Here is a 15,591-nt window from a genome sequence, read left to right on the forward strand (position 1 = left end):
CATGACGCGCCTGCCTCTGCCGCCCTCGCTCTATGCCGACACCGCCGTCGCGCCGGTCGCAACGCCGCCGCTCGACATCGAAAAGACCGTGTCGGTCGCCATCATTGGCGGCGGCTATACCGGCCTGTCCACGGCGCTGCATCTGGCCGAGCAGGGCGTCGAGGCGCTCGTGCTGGAGGCTCAGGAGCCGGGCTGGGGCGCATCCGGCAACAATGGCGGCCACACCAATCCCGGCCTGAAGCACGACCCCGATCAGATCGAGGCCGATTTCGGCGCTGAGCTCGGCCGCCGCATGATCGAGTTCTCCTACGGCACGCCGGACTTCACGCATGATCTGATCCGTCGCTACCAGATCCCGTGCGAAGCACGGCAGAACGGCACGCTGCGCGCGGCCTACAACGAAGCCAGCGCCGCCGCGATCGAAAAGACCGCGCAGCAATGCATCCGCCGCGACATGCCGGTGTCGTACCTGAACCGCGAGCAGCTGCGCGAGATGACGGGCACCGACCGCTACATCGGCGCCATGCTTGATACCCGCGGCGGCGATCTGCATCCCCTCAGCTATGCCCGTGGCCTTGCGCGCGCCGCGATCTCTGCGGGCGCGAAAGTCCATGGCGAGACGCCGGCGCTGTCATTGCGCCGCGAGGGTACGCGCTGGCGCATCGAGACGCCGCGTGCGGTGGTGCATGCGGACAAAGTGCTGCTTGCGACCAACGGCTTCACCGACGATCTCTGGCCGGCGCTCCGCCGCACCATCGTGCCGGTGTTTTCCTCGATCGCCGCCACCGCGCCGCTCTCCGACGCGGTTGCCCGTTCGATCATGCCGACGCGCCCCGTGCTCTACGAGAGTGGCCACATCACCGTCTATTATCGCATCGACCAGCAGAACCGCCTTCTGATGGGCGGCCGCGGCCCGATGCGCTGGATCAACTCACCGCACGACGTCGCCTATCTCATGCGTTATGCGGAGCGGCTGTGGCCCCAGCTCAAGGGCGTCGCCTGGACCCATGGCTGGAACAGCCGGCTCGCGATCACCAAAGATCACTATCCGCACGTGCACGAGCCCGCGGAGAGCATCCTGATCTCGCTCGGCTGCAACGGCCGCGGCGTGGCGCTCTCGACCGCGATGGGCGCGCAGCTTGCCCGCCGACTGATCGGCGGCACCAGGGCCGAGCTCGACATGCCTGTCACGGGTATCAAGCCGATCCCGATGCACGCGTTCTGGCCGGTCGGCGTGACGACCGCCGTGATTGCGGGCCGCGTGCGAGACCGGCTCGGCATATGAAGAAGGCGCCGCCTTGTTAGGGGCGGCGCCGCGTTAAAGTTGCTGCTCGCGTCAGCAGCGGCCCTGCTTCCACAGGCCGGGCGGGCAGCCCATGCCACGCCAGCCGACCTTGCGCCCATGGTACCAGCCGGGTGGCGTGCCATGGTGATGATGGCCCATCCCATGACCGTGTCCGTGTCCATGACCGTGTCCACCCTTTGCAAGTGCAGGGTTGGCAAACGCAAATCCGGCTGCAACGATCAGCGACGCTGCGAGCGCAAGTTTCTTCATCGTGTCCTCCAGTGGGGCGAGCGCACTTGTCCGTTCAATGAACCGACGGCGTGCAGCTAAGTTCCTTGCAAATGTGGAGGAGTCGTGACGCTCGCAGAGATGCGCAATCGCGCATCAGCTCAACACGTGCTGGCACATTCTCGCTTGCGACGTGCCCGCGGCTCGCCGCTGGCGCGCTCTCTCGTCAGCAGACTCAGGCTTCCGCCACCGCATCGGCCCAGGGCTGGAAGATCTCGACGGCGCCGGAGTTGACGTCGCCGTCGCGCATCACCGCGCTCGGACAGGCGAACTTCTGCGGCAGGGTCTGCACCGGCGCCTCCTTGTAATCGAAGCGCGCCGCGAGAGCCTTGCGTGCATCCGCAGGCAGTCGCGTGTCGCCGAGCACGATCGCGCCTTCACTGCAATCGATGCGCGGCTGGTGGATGGCGGCATCGAGGTCCATGCCGAAATCCATCGCAAAGGACACGAGTTGCATCACCGAAGGCAGGATGCGGCGGCCGCCGGAGGCGCCGACCGCGAGCCGCTTGCCGCCCTTGGTCTCGGCGATGACGGGCGTGTAGTTGGTGAGACAGCGCTTGCCGGGGGCCATCGAGTTGGTGGTGCCCGGCGTCGGATCGAACCACATGATGCCGTTGTTCATGGGAATGCCGGTGTGCGGCGTCACATATTTCGAGCCGAAGGATGAGAGCAGCGTCTGCGTCACCGCGGCGATGTTGCCTTCACGGTCGACCACGGAGAAATGCGTGGTGCAGGCCGGCGCCAGATATTCCGCGCCGAGCGAGCGCTTGCCGTCGGCATCGCCCATATCCTTGAGCCGCTCGCGATAGGCGGCTTGCAGCGCGGCGGCATATTCGGCGTAGGCGGCAGCGTCGGGCGTGCCTGACGGTTTCAGGTTTTCCTGCAACAGGCGCAGCGCATGCGCCATGGTCGGCCCGGCCGTGAGTTCCGGCGTCGCAAGCACCCTGCCGCCGCGATAGGGGATCGCCAGGGGCTCGCGCAGATGGCTGCGGAATGCTGCGAGATCCTCCACCGACAGCGAGCCGCCATCGGCCTTGATGTCGGACGCGATGCTTTTGGCGAGATCACCCTGATAAAAGTCGCGAGGTCCGGCCTCGGCGAGGTGCAACAGCGTCGCCTTCAAATTGTCCTGCGGCAGCCGTGTCTCGGCGTCGATGCTCCAGGGCGGGCTCGGGGGCAGGCCATCCTTCAAGAACATGGCCGCGCTCGCAGGATAGCGCCTGAGATCGGCGGCCGAACCCGCGATCGTCTGTGTGGTCCACCAGTCGACCAGCAGGCCCTCGCCGGCGAGTGCGACGGCGGGCGCAACCAGGTCTTTCCAAGGCATCCTGGCATGGCGACGGTGCGCCTCTTCCATGCCGGCGACCACACCAGGCACGGCGATCGCGGCAGGACCGTGAACGTTGCGATCGTCCTTCACCCGCGGCCACGGAAACAGGTCCGAAGCGACGCGGTCTCCGGTGATGGGATAATCGGCGGCGCGCAGGCTCTGCGGCGCACACATGCCGTAGTCGATCACCTCGTAGCGATTTTCCTTGGCGCGGTAGAGCACCATCGCGCCGCCGCCGCCGATGCCGCTGTTCCAGGGCTCCAGCACGTTCAGCGCCATGGTGGTTGCCACGATCGCGTCCACGCAGTCGCCGCCCGCCGCCAGCACCTCGGCGCCCACTTCGGCCGCCCGCCGCGACTGCGCAGCGACGATGCCGCCCTTGGACTTGACGGCGGGTTTGCGGACGGTCTGGGCGAGGCTGAACTGGTGAGGCATGGTGTCGTCTTGATCTGTGTCTTGTTGTCTATGTCTTGGCTTCGTTGCGTCGACGTCGAGGCTTCGCATTGGCGGAGCGCGCGGACAATGGCACATTGCCGCCAACGAGAACATCCAAAGGGAGACGCGACATGGCAGGTGTGAAACAGGCGCGGGATGGCGCGGTCGGGATTCTGACCCTCGACGAGCCCGCGAGCCTGAACGCGATGACGCCGGACCTGCTCGGCGCGCTCGCTGCCGCGGTCGCCGAGACGACTGGGGACGAGGAGGTCCGCGCGCTGGTCCTGACCGGTGCGGGGCGTGGATTTTGCTCAGGACAGAATTTGAAAGCAGCCGGAGCGCTGGGCGAGGATCTCGCGGCCGGCGTCATGCGCTTCTACTGGCCGGCCTTCAAGGCGCTGCGCGAATGCCGCGTGCCCGTCGTCGTCGCCGTCAACGGGGTGGCGGCTGGCGGCGGCTTCAGCCTTGCGATGGCCGGCGACATCATCGTCGCGGCGCGCTCGGCGAGCTTCATCCAGGTGTTCAGTCGTATCGCGCTGGTGCCCGACCTCGGCTCGACCTGGCTGCTGCCGCGCCTGGTCGGCCGGCAGCGGGCGCTCGAGCTGATGCTGCTCAACGAGCCGCTGACGGCCGAACGCGCCCAGGAGATCGGCCTGGTGCGGCAGGTCGTCGACGATGGGCAGCTGATGGGGGAGGCGCTGGTGCTGGCGCGCCGCCTGGCGGAGGGCCCGACGCGCGCTTTGGTCGCAACCCGCACCCTGGTCGAGGAGAGCGAGCACGCGACCTATGAAGCGCAGTTCCGCCGCGAGATCGAGCTGCAGGCGACGATCCGCAAGAGCGCGGACGCCATCGAAGGCCGCAATGCCTTCGTCGAGAAGCGCAAGGCGAAGTTTACGGGGAGGTGAAGGGCGCTGTCCTCCCCCAAACGCATCATGGCCGGGCCTTCGCCTCGCCGAAGCGGCTTCGGCCGCGCAGGCGGGACTAGCCCGGCCATGATGAGGAAGCGGAAATCAGCTTGAAAGCGCGGGAGCCGCGGAGCTCAGAGCGAGCGGTCGAGCCGGCTGGTCTGATATTTGGCGCGCCATTTCGGACCGGGCCCGCGCATGTAGTGAAGCTCGGGCCGGTAGGGGTTGCCGGCGATTCTCACCAGCGTCTGCCATTTGCTGGCGACGAAGCTCAGGGGCTGGCGGAGCAGGCTCAGTGAAGCGAATATCATGGCATCGACCTCAGTGCGGCTTGCCGAGCATGGCGGTGAAGGGGAGATCGAAGATCTCCTCGCCGTCGTCATCGCTGACGTGGATCACCCAGTCGCGCCAGTCTTCGGCACCGGGCGTCTGGATCATCGAGTGCATGATCTGGGCGGCGCGGTCGCGCGCCTCGGTCAGATTGGCGACGGCGGCGCCGTAGCGGTCGATCAGCGTGCCCTCGGTGTTGGAGCAGTGAAAATAGACCTGGACCATAAGCGCCTCCTGTAGAAAGCGGGACGGCAAATCGATACCACCCCAAGCATTCGCGAAACATTCGGGTCGAGCCCGGTAAGGGAATTTACGGAGATTGGTCGGCACCAAAGTCGTTACAGGTTTAATCACAGGCGAGTGATCACTGGACGGCGCTCGGGCGCCATGGAACAACGTCCGCGGGAAGTCGGGGGGCACCGTGAACCAGTTCACATTCGGGAGCGAACGGCGACATCTGAGCTTGCTGGGGGCAGTCCTGGCTGCCGCGCTGCTCGGTCTCTCGCCGGCTTCGTCCGAGCCGGTCAGGAAAAGCGGCTACGCGATCGGCACGGACGTTTGCGGCAGCGGCGGCCTCGCCTTTCCCAGGATCCAGATCGACATGAAGGCGGGATTTTGCGCCGGCCTCGTCGCCAGCGAAGAGGACCGCCTCAAATTCCCGCGTTCGATCATCCAGGTGCCCGGCCGCGACCTGTTCGTGGTGGCCGACATGGGCGGCTGGGGCCATACCGACGGGCGGCTGCTGCTGCTCGATCCGCATGCGCCCCAGGGCCAGCGGTTCAAGGAGCTGCTGACGGGGCTCGAATACCCGTTCGGTCTCGTGCTCGGCTCGGACAAGAAGCTCTATGCTTCGACCGCGGAGGCGATCTTCCGGTTCGATCCGCTCGCCGACAATCCGCGGAGCACGGTAGAGACCATCATTCGTCGCATGCCGGGGCGCAGGATTACGTTGCCTGACGGCACGAAGCTCGACGAGAGCGCGCACCCGCTCAAGCAGTTCGTCTTCGACAAGTCCGGACGCCTGTTCGTCAATATCGGCTCGCACAGCGACGACTGCATCACGCCGGCGCCGATCACGAAGCCCTGCGCCGCGGCCGAAGGCGGCGCCGCGATGGCTTCGATCTGGCTGTTCACGCCGCCCGCGGGCGGCGTGTTCCCGGCATTGAAGCCTGGCGATCCCGATCCGCCGCACAGCGTCTATGCGCGCGGCTTGCGCAACTCGATGGCGCTGGCGCTGCACCCGAATTTTCCGGATGCCGGCTACGCCTTCCTGCAAGGCGAGAACGCCCGCGACCTGCCCGACATCTTCAAGCCGAATGAGGAGATCAACGCGGTCGAGCAGGGCAAGCACTACGGTTGGCCCTATTGCTACGACCTGTCGACGCCGAGTCCCGAATTCAGGCTCGTGCTGCAGTCAGGGACCTACAAATCGCTCTGCTCGGCCAATGCGCTCTACAAGCCACCGCTCACGCTGATGCCGCCGCATGGCGCGCCGCTCGCGATGCTCTACTATCACGGCGCCAAATTTCCGGAGCTGCAAGGCAAGCTGCTGGTCGGCCTGCACGGCTATCGTCCGACCGGCAGCCGCGTTCTCGTCTACGACGTCGACGATCACGGCTTTCCCAGGCCGAGCGCTCCGCCGGTGCGATATCACGTCAGTTGCGCGGCCGATCCCACGCGCAGTTTCCAGACCGATGCCGGCGAGGTCGCCGCCGCGCCGTTCGACGAGCTGATCACAGGCTGGCACCGCGTCAACGGCGCGCGGCCGCAAGGCGCCCCCGTCGGCATGACGGTCGCGGAGGATGGCGCGATCTGGCTGGTCGAGGACAAGAACCAGACCGTGATCCGGATCGATCGCGCCACCGGCGAGCTACCTCAGCCGCTGCCCTGCGATACGCGCAGCCAGGCGATGATCGACCAGCTCGCGGCCTTCGTCGCCAGGGATGCACAGAACAGCGTTCGCCTCACAACGTTGCGCAAGGGCCTCGTCGAGAAGCATTGCGTCGGTTGCCATTCGGATTTCGGCCTGAACGCGGGGCAATCGGATGCGGAGAAGGACAGGACGGTGCTCCGCTTCATGCTGTCCCAGGACGGCTGGATCTATCCTAGCGATCCCGACGCCGGCAGGCTGCGCACGCGCCTGCGCGGTCTCGGAGCCGAGAAGCTGATGCCGCCGGGCGGCGAGAGCCTGCCCAAGTCCGAGCCCGGTTACACGCGCCTGCTCGATACCGCGGACCTGCTCGTCGCCAAAATGGTTCCGGGCATGCGGATGCGCATCAAGCCCGGCCCGCCGCAGCGGAAGTTTTTCAGCAAAACCAACAAGGAATGCGGCGAAATACCGGCCGGAAAGGTCGTCGTCGTGACACAAAGGAGCGCTGTAGACAGACCCGGCTTCAGCCGATTCTTCCGGCCGGCCGATCCCTATCTGAATGGCGAGTGCACCGACGACGATGGCTATTACATCCGGCAGGACTTTCTGGTGCCTGTGCAGTAGCATCCTGCTTGTCGCGACGCCGCCGGCCGCTGCCGAAACAAAACTGTTCGACAGCGTGCAGGTGACGCCCGCCAGCGAATACACCTTCGGCATCGAAGGGCCCGCCGCCGATCTCGACGGCAATCTGTTCGTCGTCAATTTCGGCAAGCCCGGCACCATCGGCAAATTGCCTGCAGGCGGCGCCGCTTCGGAGCTGTTCGCGACCCTCCCCGAAGGCAGCGTCGGCAACGCGATCCGTTTCGATCGCAGCGGCACCATGTTCATCGCCGACTACAAGAAGCACAACATCTTCGCGATCGCGAAAGGCGCAACCGGGCCCGCCGTCTGGTTTCACTCCGACGAGATGAACCAGCCCAACGACATCACAATCGCACGCGACGGCACGATCTATGCGAGCGATCCGAACTGGAAGGGGCGCGAAGGCCACATCTGGCGCATTGCGAAAGCCGCGGACGGATCGGTGCAGGGGCAGGTGATGTCGGCGCCGCGCGCGATGGGTACCACCAACGGCATCGATCTCAGTCCTGACGGCAAGACGCTCTATGTCGGCGAATCCAGCAGCGGCCAGATCTGGTCCTATGCGATCAACGGCAACGAGCTCACCGCGGCAAAACTGGTCAAGGCATTTCAGCCCGACACCATCGACGGCCTGCGCACGGACGTTGCCGGCCGCCTCTACGTCGCGCGCATTCTCAAGGGCACCATCGCGCTGATGAAGCCGACCGGCGCGGTCGAGCGCGAGATCCCGCTGAAGGCCAAGGAGCCGACCAACCTGGCCTTCGGCGGCAGCGACGGCAAGACCGTCTTCGTCACCCAGCGCCAGGGCGGCTTCATCGAGGCCTTCCGCACCGACCAGCAAGGCCGCGAGCACTGCCTCCAGCGCGGGCGCTGCTGAGCACTTCAAAGGCGGTCTGCTTCCTGTGCAGGGCAGTGCGGCAGAGGCGGCATTCTTCTTGCTTGCATCTGGCCGCCGCAGGCATCAAGACATCTGTGGCATCGTCCTCAGCGACCACGGAGTGTTTGAGTGAAAGCCGTCCATACCGAACTGCACCGCAGCCACGATCCGCAATTCTTCCTGGTCCGCGGCGTCGTCAAGCGCACCACCGAGCAGCCGGAGCGCGCCGACCGCCTGCTCAAGGGCCTGAAGGACGGCAAGCATCAACTGGTCGAGCCGACCAGCTTCGGGCAGGGGCCGCGTGCGCGCATTCACAGTCCGGAGTACCTGACGTTCCTGAGCGAAGCCTGGGATGCCTGGACCGCGCTTGGCGATTCCGGTCCGGAGATGATCGGCAACATCCATCCCGTGCGCCACGCCGCGACCTATCCGACCCACATCGTCGGCAAGCTCGGCTGGCACACCGCCGACACCGCGGCGCCGATCGGCCCCGGCACCTGGGCCGCGGCCTGCGCCGCGACGGACGTTGCGGTCACGGCGGCGCAGATGGTGATGGACGGCGAGGATGCGACCTATGCGCTCTGCCGTCCGCCCGGCCATCACGCCTATCGCGACATGGCCGGCGGCTTCTGCTTCCTCAACAACAGCGCGATCGCGGCGGCGCATCTGCGCCTCAAGCACGAGCGCGTCGTGATCCTCGACGTCGACGTCCATCACGGCAACGGTACGCAAGGCATCTTCTACGCCCAGCCGGACGTCTACACGATCTCGATCCACGCCGATCCCGTCGCGTACTATCCCTTCGTGTGGGGCTACGCGCATGAGCGCGGCGAAGGCCCGGGCCTCGGCACCAATCTCAACATTCCCCTCGCCATCGGCACCGGCGATGACGGTTACATCCAGGCGATGGACGTCGCGCGCAAGGCGATCGAATCCTTTGCCCCCGGTGCCCTCGTCATCGCGCTCGGGCTCGATGCCTCCGAGCACGATCCGCTGAAGGGCCTTGCCGTCACCACGCCGGGCTTCCGCCGCATCGGCCAGGCCATCGCCAAGATGGGCCTGCCGACCGTGTTCGTGCAGGAGGGCGGCTATCTCTCGGATATTTTGGGCGCGAACCTGACTTCGGTGCTGGCGGGGTTCGAAGAGGCGCGCTGACTTCGCCTCACTCCTTGAACAAAATCTGCTCCAGCAGGTCGATCCGCCTGATCCGGATGATGCTGCCGTCGATGGAAATGATGCGGCGGTTCTGGAAACGTTTCAGCATCATCGTCACCCATTGACGGGTCGAGCCGACCATGGCCGCGATCTGATCGTGGGTGATCTTGCGGTTGATGACGATGGTATCGCCGTCGGCCGTGCCGTGCAGCTCCGACAAGGTGAGCAGAAATTGCGCCAGCCGTTCGATCACCGACCGCGTGCCGAGAATCTGCGCCATCGACGAGTAGCATTTACCTTTGGCGACGAGGCCGTCGATCAGCGCCAGCGCGAAGCTGGGCATGCCGGTCAGGAGCTTCTCCAGCGCCGGGCCGGATAGCGCCGCGATCTCGCAGGTCTCGATGGCGATGCCCGACCACATGTGTATGCCGCCGCCGGAGATCTCGGGGCCACCGATGAAATGTCCCGGCGTCCAATAGGCGAGCGTGATCTCGCGGCCTGACGGCGCGGTGTAGTAGACCCGCACCTGCCCGCGACGGATGATGAAGATGCCGTCGTGTCCATCGCCCTGGCTGAACACCATCTCGCCCTGTGGCACGGTGATCGTACGGGCGGCCGCGTGCACACGCGCCTGTTCCGGTGCCGGCAAACGATCGAGGAAATGCGCGCCGGCATTCAGTCCGTCGATCGTCTCGCTCATGAACAGGGCCGAGCTCGCGGGCCTTGCGCGTGTGCTGCGGGCGTGGCGCGCCTTCTCGAGGGCGGGCCAGTCGAACTGGGCGCCGGCAAGAGGCCGCTCTGTGAAAGCGGCAGGCTCGGTCGCGGCAGCTTCCTTGAGTATGGTCATCGCAATCCGTCAGCTTTTCCGGAATCTTTGCGAATAGGTAAGAGCGGCGATGGCGCGATGTCCATCTCTTTGCGATCGTTCCCGATCACTTAGCAAAGCTTGATGTGTGCGGCGAGCGGTCGCGAAACGATTCCTCTGCCGGGGGCTTCGTCCTGAGAAAATCCTTTGCGGCGTTGCGCGTCGAAATTACGACGCGAGCGTTTCGCCATGCCATGCAAATAATTGCTTCAAGCATTGCGACGCGCCTTCGATATTGCCGGCCAGCGTTTGTTGCCGGCACGGGCCCGGCTTGCCGAGGACAGTTCGATGATCGAATTCAGCTTTTTGAGAATAAGTGTCGCCGTTATCGCCATGACCGTTGCGATGCTCGAGCCGGCGCGGGCGGAGACGATCCGTGTGGCAGTCGGGACGCAGGATACGACAATCAACTGCGCGACCGGCGGACTGCTCATTCGCGAGCTCAAGCTGCTGGAGAAGTTCCTGCCTCGTGACGGCAAGTACAAGGACGTCACCTACGACATCCAGTGGAAGAATTTCACGAGCGGTGCGCCGCTGACCAACGAGATGGTCGCGGGCAAGCTCGATTTCGGCGCGATGGCGGATTTTCCGGGTTCGCTGAACGGCGTTGCGTTCCAGAAGGCAGGACGCCGCAGCCTTTTCATCAGCGTATTGTCCGGCAGCACCAAGGGCAGCGGCAACGGCATCGTGGTGCCCTCGAATTCGCCGGTGCAGTCGCTCGACGAGCTCAAGGGCAAGACGATCTCCGTTCCCTTTGCCTCGACCTCGCACGGCATGCTGCTTCGCGCCATCGAAGCCAAGGGCTGGAATCCCGAGACCGACGTCAACATCATCACGCAGGCCCCGGAGGTTGCGGGGCCGGCCTTGCAGGCGGGCAAGATCGAGGCGCATGCCGATTTCGTTCCGTTCGCGGAGCTGTTTCCGTGGCGCGGCTTCGCGCGCAAGATTTTTGACGGCGCACAGGCGAATGCCCCGACGTTCCACGGCGGCCTGGTTGATGCGGAGTACGCCGAAAAATATCCGGAGATCGTCGTCGCCTACCTTCGCGCCGCGCTCGAGGCCGATCGGCTTATTGCCGAGGAGCCCGAGAAATACAGCGAACTGATCGCCAAGGTGACCGGCATCGAGGCCGAGGTTGACTATCTCTTCCATGGCCCGCTCGGTCTTCAGACCCGCGACGTGACCTGGAAGCCGGAATACCGGCAGGCGGTCGCAACCTCGATCAAGACGCTGAAGCTGCTCAAGCGCGCGGACAGCGATCTCGATATCAATCAGTTCGTCACCGATAAATTCATTCGGATTGCGGCCGCGCAGGCCGGGCGCGACTATGACGCGCAGCTGAAGAACTATGCGCAGCTCCCGCTTAGGGCCAAGGACGCCGCCACGGGGGCCGAGATCAGCGACTTCAGTCGCGTCGCGCAGGTCTGGGTCAGGGACGAGCCCCATGTGCGCCACTACGCCTCGCCCGAGAACGCGTTGAAGGCGCTCGCCGGCCTCGAGAAGGACGGCAAGGCTATCCGCGTGGTCTATGCCCAGGATCGCGAAAGCGGCATCAAGCTGTTCGCAAACCAGGCCTGGTTCGTGCGGTCGCCTAAGGGCGAGTTGAACGCATTCCTGCTCAAGGAGGCGGCCGAGCGCTGGTCGAAGCAGTATGGCGGGACCGTGCTCGACTTCGCGGCCGCGCGCGAGTCCCTTGTCGTGAGCCGGTGAGGCCATGGCGACGACTGTTCGGGCCCGGCACGCGAACGTCCGATGGGCGATCCGCGGCCTTTCGATCCTCGCCTGCATCGCCGTATGGCAGGTCGCTGCGACGACTCATATCAATCTCGGGGTCGTCACCTTCCGCAATGTGCCGCCGCCTGTCGAGGTCGTTCAATCCGCCCTGGCCCTATTCCGGTCGCCGAAACTGGCGGCGCATATCACCAGCAGCCTCTGGCGCGTGTTCGCTGGCTACGGTGCGGCGGTGGTGATCGGCGTGATCCTCGGTTTTGCGATCGGCCGGTCGCGATCCGCGAGCGACCTGCTGCTACCGCCGCTCGAATTGCTGCGGCCGATTCCGGCGGTGGCGTGGATACCGCTGTCGATCCTGATCTTCCCGTCGTCCGAACTCTCGATGATCTACATCACCTTCATCGGTGCGCTGTTTCCGATCGTGCTGAACACGGTCCACGGCGTTGCAAATGTCGACCGCCGGCTGGTCGCCTCGGCCCGCAGCCTGGGTGCGGGCGAGTTGGCGATCTTGACGGAGGTGGTGCTGCCGGATGCCGCGCCCAGCATCGTCACGGGCCTGGCGATCGGCATGGGCACCTCGTGGTTCTGCCTCGTCACCGCCGAGATGATCTCGGGCCAGTTCGGCATCGGCTACTACACCTGGGAAGCCTACACGCTCCAGAATTATGCCGACATCATCGTCGGCATGCTGATCATCGGCCTGCTCGGCATGGGATCGAGCTGGCTGCTGACGACGGCCGGCCGGCTTCTGATGCCCTGGCGCAGCCCGAAGGTGGCGCGATGAATATCCGGGTCGCGGATATCGGCGCGAGCAGCGTCGGACGTATCGACATTGCTGATGTCGCGATTTCTCTTGGCGAGGGAGACCATGCGTTCGAGGCGGTGAGAGGTCTCGGGTTCGCGATCGCGCCGGGTGAGTTCGTCTGCATCCTTGGTCCCTCCGGCTGCGGAAAGTCGACGCTGCTAGGTGCGCTGGCCGGGCACCTGCCGGTCACGGCTGGCCGGCTCACGGTCGACGGGCAGAAGATCCAGGGTCCGAGCCCCGATCGCGGCATGGTGTTTCAGCAGCATACGCTGTTCCCCTGGAAGCGTGTTCGCGACAATGTCGCCTTCGGCCCGAAGATGCGCGGCCTTGCGAGAAGAGAGCGCGACCGCGCTGCCGACGCGATCCTGAAGCTGGTCGGCCTGTCCGGATTCGAGGCGTTCTATCCTGCGCAACTCTCGGGCGGGATGCAGCAGCGCGTCGAGATCGCGCGGGTTCTGATCAATCAGCCGCGGGTGCTGCTGATGGACGAGCCCTTCAGCGCGCTCGATGCGCAGACGCGCGGCATGATGCAGGAGGTCCTGCTCGACATCTGGAGTAAAATTCCAACCACCACGGTCTTCGTGACCCACGACATCGACGAGGCGCTATTCCTCGCGGACCGCATCGTCGTGATGAGCGCGAGGCCCGGTCGGGTGATCGAGGATATCGCGTTGCCCTTCGCACGACCGCGAGACCACGAGCTCGTGACTGAACCCGAATTCGTGCGCCTGAAGCGGCATGTCATGCAGCTTCTGCGGCGGCCGGAAGGTTCCGAGCCGCTGGCGCGGCTCAGCCCGCTCGGCGTGCCGTCCTAAAACATCCCGCTTGCCGTCAGCGCCTTGCAGACGTGTTGCATCTCGGTCTCGTCCGCGACCATGTCGAGCATGATCGTGGTCAGGCCCTTCGCCGCAAACGCCCTCAGCTTGGCGCCGATCTCCTCGTAGCTGCCGACGAGATAGGGGCAGTCCGCCTGGAAGGTCAGGAACGGCAGCAGCCAGTAGCCATTATCCTGAAGCTCGCCGCTCCGCCCTTCATACAGCCGCCGCTTCCATACGGAGTCGCTGTTCTCCACGGTGAGCGCGAGCAGCTCGCGATCGTCGGGGTTGTCGCGAAAGCGTGCCTTTGCCGCCTGCCGTGCCTCGTCGCTTCTCTCGCGTGCGAAGATGCCGAAGTTCATGCCGGGTGCCGCGGGGCCATGATCGAGATCGGGCGGCAGCATCTGCATCTTGATGCAGCCCGTCTCTTTCGCCACGCGCTGCGCTGCTTCCGACTGGCCGGCGATCAGGAATTCCGGCATCAGCTCCGCCGGCAGGCGCGGGCGAAGCTGCAGGTTGCTCGCGCGGTAGAACCGGCCCTCGGTCGTCGCGGGCCGCGGGCTCGAGAGCAGCTGGCGCATCAGCGCGACGAACTCGCCGAGTCTGATATAGCGGTCGGCATGGGTCTGCTCGTCGCCGAGGCCCTGCAAGTCGCTGACCGCGGTCCCCGTGATCATGTTGAGATAGACCTTGCGGCCGTAGAGCTGCGCAAAAGACGAGACGAATTTCGCCGCCGTGAACGGGTGCATGTAGACCGGGTTGACCGCGATCAGCGGCGAGCTTCGGGTCGTCTCCGCCATGATGTGCTGGGCCATGGCCCAGGGCTCGACGAACACGTCGTTGCCTTCGAACAGCAGAATGCCTTCGAAGCCGTTGCGGTCGGCGAACTCCGCCACCCGCATCAGCTCGCCGACATATTGCTTGGGATCGCGGTTGCGCGAGATCGCAGGGAAGACGCGCAGCCGCGAGGTCGTCATTCAGCCGCTTCCTGGAGCGGCCAGGCATTGCGGCTGATGGGAAGGCCGCCATGCGCCCGGGAGCCGTCGGCGATCGCGAGGCGATGCGAGGGGGAGGGCGAGCACAGCGAGAAGCGCCATCCCGAGGGATCGTCGGCGATGTCGGGCTTGAAGCTGATCTCGATGGCCTCGCGCGACACCTGCATCGCGAAGGCGTCGAGCGGCAGGTTGAGCCCGAAGCCTCTGGCCTTCAGATAGGCCTCCTTGAGCGTCCAATAGTCGAAAAAGCGCTCGATCGCCGCCGGCTCCGGCAGCCTGCGCAGCGTTTCGACCTCTTCCGGCGCAAAGAAGCGATTCGCGGTGGAAAGCGGGGCGACACGCCGTGACACGGTTTCGACGTCGACGCCGACAGCCTCGTGCCCCGATACGACGCAGGCGACGCAGCCGTCGGCATGCGACAGGCTGAAGTGCAGCGCGGTCGAGGTTTTGGGCGATGCGACAAACGGCCGCCCATAGCGGCCGGCCCCAAACGACCAGTCGGTGGGAGCAACATTCGGCGCGACCTGCGACAGCGCCAGGCGCAGCATGGCGTGCGCGAAAATATATTGCCGCCGATGCCGCTCGAACATGAAGCGGTCGGCGCGGATCCGTTCGTCGACCGAGAGCAGCCGTCGGCACGCGTCGGCCGCCCCCGGCGCGTCAATGGTCGCGATCAGTCCGACAAACAGTTCAATTCTGTCGTCTGCCATCAATTGGGCCTTTGGCGTCAGGCAGAGGCCAAATCCCCGGCTCTGACGGAAGAATCAACTGAGCAAGAATCAACCAGTGGACCGGTGTTAGCGGTCCACCCAGGCAAATTCTTGTCGATTTGCAGGCCGGTTTACAGGCGCAAGCTTGTGCGAGACCCCAACTCGACGAGCGAGCGGCTCAATTTCAAAACCGGAGGCCGGAAAATGAAGCCTGAAGATTCGTGCGGCGTCCCTGCCGACTAGTCTTACTTTTTCTTCTTGGCCTTCTTCGACCCGCTCAGCATCGAAAGGCTGGCGTCGACGTCCTTCAGCGCGGACTGGAGCTTCTTCTTCTCGGCGGTCAGCAGCTTTTGCAGCGCCTTGCGGTCCTTGTCGCTCAGCTGGGTGCCCTTGGTAAATTTGATGAAACCCATAACACTCCCCCGGTTGAAAATAATCGTCCAAATCAAAAAGGCGGGAATAATCTTGCGCGGCAGCGTCAAATAATCAAGATGCAACTTGATCATGCACAGCTTTGACGAGTGAACCTGTATTCGCCCTCGTGTACGGCCGG

Annotated in this window: 16 protein-coding genes; 8 read left to right on the forward strand and 8 right to left on the reverse strand. The window is 65.1% G+C overall.

Annotated elements, in window-relative coordinates; genetic code table 11:
* The first annotated feature begins 1 nt into the window (after position 1).
* Complete coding sequence (locus XH79_RS19130; RefSeq protein ID WP_271582609.1) at positions 2-1,285, forward strand: NAD(P)/FAD-dependent oxidoreductase; 1,284 nt, start codon at positions 2-4, stop codon at positions 1,283-1,285.
* A 51-nt stretch (positions 1,286-1,336) separates the two neighbouring features.
* Here the strand turns inward: XH79_RS19130 and XH79_RS19135 are convergent, their stop codons facing one another.
* Positions 1,337-1,555: a hypothetical protein gene (locus XH79_RS19135; protein WP_271582610.1), complete on the reverse strand. Its 219-nt coding sequence runs from the start codon at positions 1,553-1,555 to the stop codon at positions 1,337-1,339.
* Positions 1,556-1,748: 193 nt separating this feature from the next.
* A complete protein-coding gene (locus XH79_RS19140) occupies positions 1,749-3,338 on the reverse strand; it encodes a gamma-glutamyltransferase family protein (protein WP_271582611.1) in 1,590 nt (529 codons plus the stop codon).
* Positions 3,339-3,469: 131 nt separating this feature from the next.
* Between XH79_RS19140 and XH79_RS19145 the strand changes: the two genes are divergently transcribed.
* Entirely contained in the window at positions 3,470-4,243 is a 774-nt protein-coding gene (locus XH79_RS19145) for an enoyl-CoA hydratase-related protein (protein WP_271582612.1), read from the forward strand.
* 134 nt (positions 4,244-4,377) lie between these two features.
* Here XH79_RS19145 and XH79_RS19150 read toward each other — a convergent pair whose 3' ends face one another.
* Both XH79_RS19150 and XH79_RS19155 read right to left on the reverse strand, forming a co-directional pair.
* A complete protein-coding gene (locus XH79_RS19150) occupies positions 4,378-4,554 on the reverse strand; it encodes a hypothetical protein (RefSeq protein ID WP_212346980.1) in 177 nt (58 codons plus the stop codon).
* Positions 4,555-4,564: 10 nt separating this feature from the next.
* Positions 4,565-4,798: a DUF6894 family protein gene (locus XH79_RS19155; protein ID WP_211406604.1), complete on the reverse strand. Its 234-nt coding sequence runs from the start codon at positions 4,796-4,798 to the stop codon at positions 4,565-4,567.
* Positions 4,799-4,994: 196 nt separating this feature from the next.
* Here XH79_RS19155 and XH79_RS19160 point away from each other — a divergent pair, with 196 nt between their 5' ends.
* The 3 genes from XH79_RS19160 (at position 4,995) to XH79_RS19170 (ending at position 9,117) form a co-directional block, all read left to right on the forward strand.
* Positions 4,995-7,067 carry a PQQ-dependent sugar dehydrogenase gene (locus XH79_RS19160; RefSeq protein ID WP_442869958.1) on the forward strand — a complete coding sequence of 691 codons (2,073 nt, stop codon included), beginning with the start codon at positions 4,995-4,997 and terminating at the stop codon, positions 7,065-7,067.
* The gene (locus tag XH79_RS19165; protein WP_212346976.1) at positions 7,024-7,962 is read left to right on the forward strand and encodes an SMP-30/gluconolactonase/LRE family protein; all 939 of its coding nucleotides are present in this window, start codon (positions 7,024-7,026) and stop codon (positions 7,960-7,962) included. The genes XH79_RS19160 and XH79_RS19165 overlap by 44 nt, the downstream gene beginning before the upstream one ends.
* 129 nt (positions 7,963-8,091) lie before the next feature.
* On the forward strand, positions 8,092-9,117 hold the full coding sequence (locus tag XH79_RS19170; RefSeq protein WP_271582614.1) for a histone deacetylase family protein: 1,026 nt from the start codon (positions 8,092-8,094) through the stop codon (positions 9,115-9,117).
* Positions 9,118-9,124: 7 nt separating this feature from the next.
* Here XH79_RS19170 and XH79_RS19175 read toward each other — a convergent pair whose 3' ends face one another.
* Complete coding sequence (locus XH79_RS19175; protein ID WP_442869959.1) at positions 9,125-9,964, reverse strand: Crp/Fnr family transcriptional regulator; 840 nt, start codon at positions 9,962-9,964, stop codon at positions 9,125-9,127.
* 351 nt (positions 9,965-10,315) lie between these two features.
* Between XH79_RS19175 and XH79_RS19180 the strand changes: the two genes are divergently transcribed.
* From XH79_RS19180 to XH79_RS19190, 3 genes are read left to right on the forward strand one after another with little or no spacing between them, the layout of a single operon-like run.
* The gene (locus tag XH79_RS19180; RefSeq protein WP_271582758.1) at positions 10,316-11,692 is read left to right on the forward strand and encodes an ABC transporter substrate-binding protein; all 1,377 of its coding nucleotides are present in this window, start codon (positions 10,316-10,318) and stop codon (positions 11,690-11,692) included.
* Between the two features lie 4 nt (positions 11,693-11,696).
* Complete coding sequence (locus tag XH79_RS19185; RefSeq protein ID WP_271582615.1) at positions 11,697-12,497, forward strand: ABC transporter permease; 801 nt, start codon at positions 11,697-11,699, stop codon at positions 12,495-12,497.
* Complete coding sequence (locus tag XH79_RS19190) at positions 12,494-13,333, forward strand: ABC transporter ATP-binding protein (protein ID WP_271582616.1); 840 nt, start codon at positions 12,494-12,496, stop codon at positions 13,331-13,333. The genes XH79_RS19185 and XH79_RS19190 overlap by 4 nt, the downstream gene beginning before the upstream one ends.
* On the opposite strand, the gene XH79_RS19195 is transcribed toward XH79_RS19190, so the two are convergent.
* From XH79_RS19195 to XH79_RS19205, 3 genes are all read right to left on the reverse strand, one after another.
* Positions 13,330-14,310, reverse strand: coding sequence for an LLM class flavin-dependent oxidoreductase (locus XH79_RS19195; protein ID WP_271582617.1), 981 nt, complete (start codon positions 14,308-14,310; stop codon positions 13,330-13,332). The genes XH79_RS19190 and XH79_RS19195 overlap by 4 nt on opposite strands.
* Entirely contained in the window at positions 14,307-15,038 is a 732-nt protein-coding gene (locus XH79_RS19200) for a 4'-phosphopantetheinyl transferase family protein (RefSeq protein ID WP_271582618.1), read from the reverse strand. The genes XH79_RS19195 and XH79_RS19200 overlap by 4 nt, the downstream gene beginning before the upstream one ends.
* Before the next feature lie 245 nt (positions 15,039-15,283).
* Complete coding sequence (locus tag XH79_RS19205) at positions 15,284-15,544, reverse strand: hypothetical protein (protein ID WP_271582619.1); 261 nt, start codon at positions 15,542-15,544, stop codon at positions 15,284-15,286.
* Positions 15,545-15,591 lie beyond the last annotated feature (47 nt).

Source organism: Bradyrhizobium sp. CCBAU 45389 (genome assembly GCF_028128625.1).
GTDB classification, from domain to species: Bacteria; Pseudomonadota; Alphaproteobacteria; order Rhizobiales; family Xanthobacteraceae; genus Bradyrhizobium; species Bradyrhizobium liaoningense_B.

Coding starts and splice junctions, on each gene's coding strand:
- XH79_RS19130 (WP_271582609.1), top strand. CDS start 2: ATGACGCGCCTGCCTCTGCCGCCCTCGCTCTATGCCGACACCGCCGTC.
- XH79_RS19185 (WP_271582615.1), top strand. CDS start 11,697: ATGGCGACGACTGTTCGGGCCCGGCACGCGAACGTCCGATGGGCGATC.
- XH79_RS19205 (WP_271582619.1), bottom strand. CDS start 15,544: ATGATCAAGTTGCATCTTGATTATTTGACGCTGCCGCGCAAGATTATT.
- XH79_RS19135 (WP_271582610.1), bottom strand. CDS start 1,555: ATGAAGAAACTTGCGCTCGCAGCGTCGCTGATCGTTGCAGCCGGATTT.
- XH79_RS19140 (WP_271582611.1), bottom strand. CDS start 3,338: ATGCCTCACCAGTTCAGCCTCGCCCAGACCGTCCGCAAACCCGCCGTC.
- XH79_RS19165 (WP_212346976.1), top strand. CDS start 7,024: ATGGCTATTACATCCGGCAGGACTTTCTGGTGCCTGTGCAGTAGCATC.
- XH79_RS19190 (WP_271582616.1), top strand. CDS start 12,494: ATGAATATCCGGGTCGCGGATATCGGCGCGAGCAGCGTCGGACGTATC.
- XH79_RS19180 (WP_271582758.1), top strand. CDS start 10,316: ATGACCGTTGCGATGCTCGAGCCGGCGCGGGCGGAGACGATCCGTGTG.
- XH79_RS19175 (WP_442869959.1), bottom strand. CDS start 9,964: ATGACCATACTCAAGGAAGCTGCCGCGACCGAGCCTGCCGCTTTCACA.
- XH79_RS19150 (WP_212346980.1), bottom strand. CDS start 4,554: ATGATATTCGCTTCACTGAGCCTGCTCCGCCAGCCCCTGAGCTTCGTC.
- XH79_RS19145 (WP_271582612.1), top strand. CDS start 3,470: ATGGCAGGTGTGAAACAGGCGCGGGATGGCGCGGTCGGGATTCTGACC.
- XH79_RS19155 (WP_211406604.1), bottom strand. CDS start 4,798: ATGGTCCAGGTCTATTTTCACTGCTCCAACACCGAGGGCACGCTGATC.
- XH79_RS19195 (WP_271582617.1), bottom strand. CDS start 14,310: ATGACGACCTCGCGGCTGCGCGTCTTCCCTGCGATCTCGCGCAACCGC.
- XH79_RS19200 (WP_271582618.1), bottom strand. CDS start 15,038: ATGGCAGACGACAGAATTGAACTGTTTGTCGGACTGATCGCGACCATT.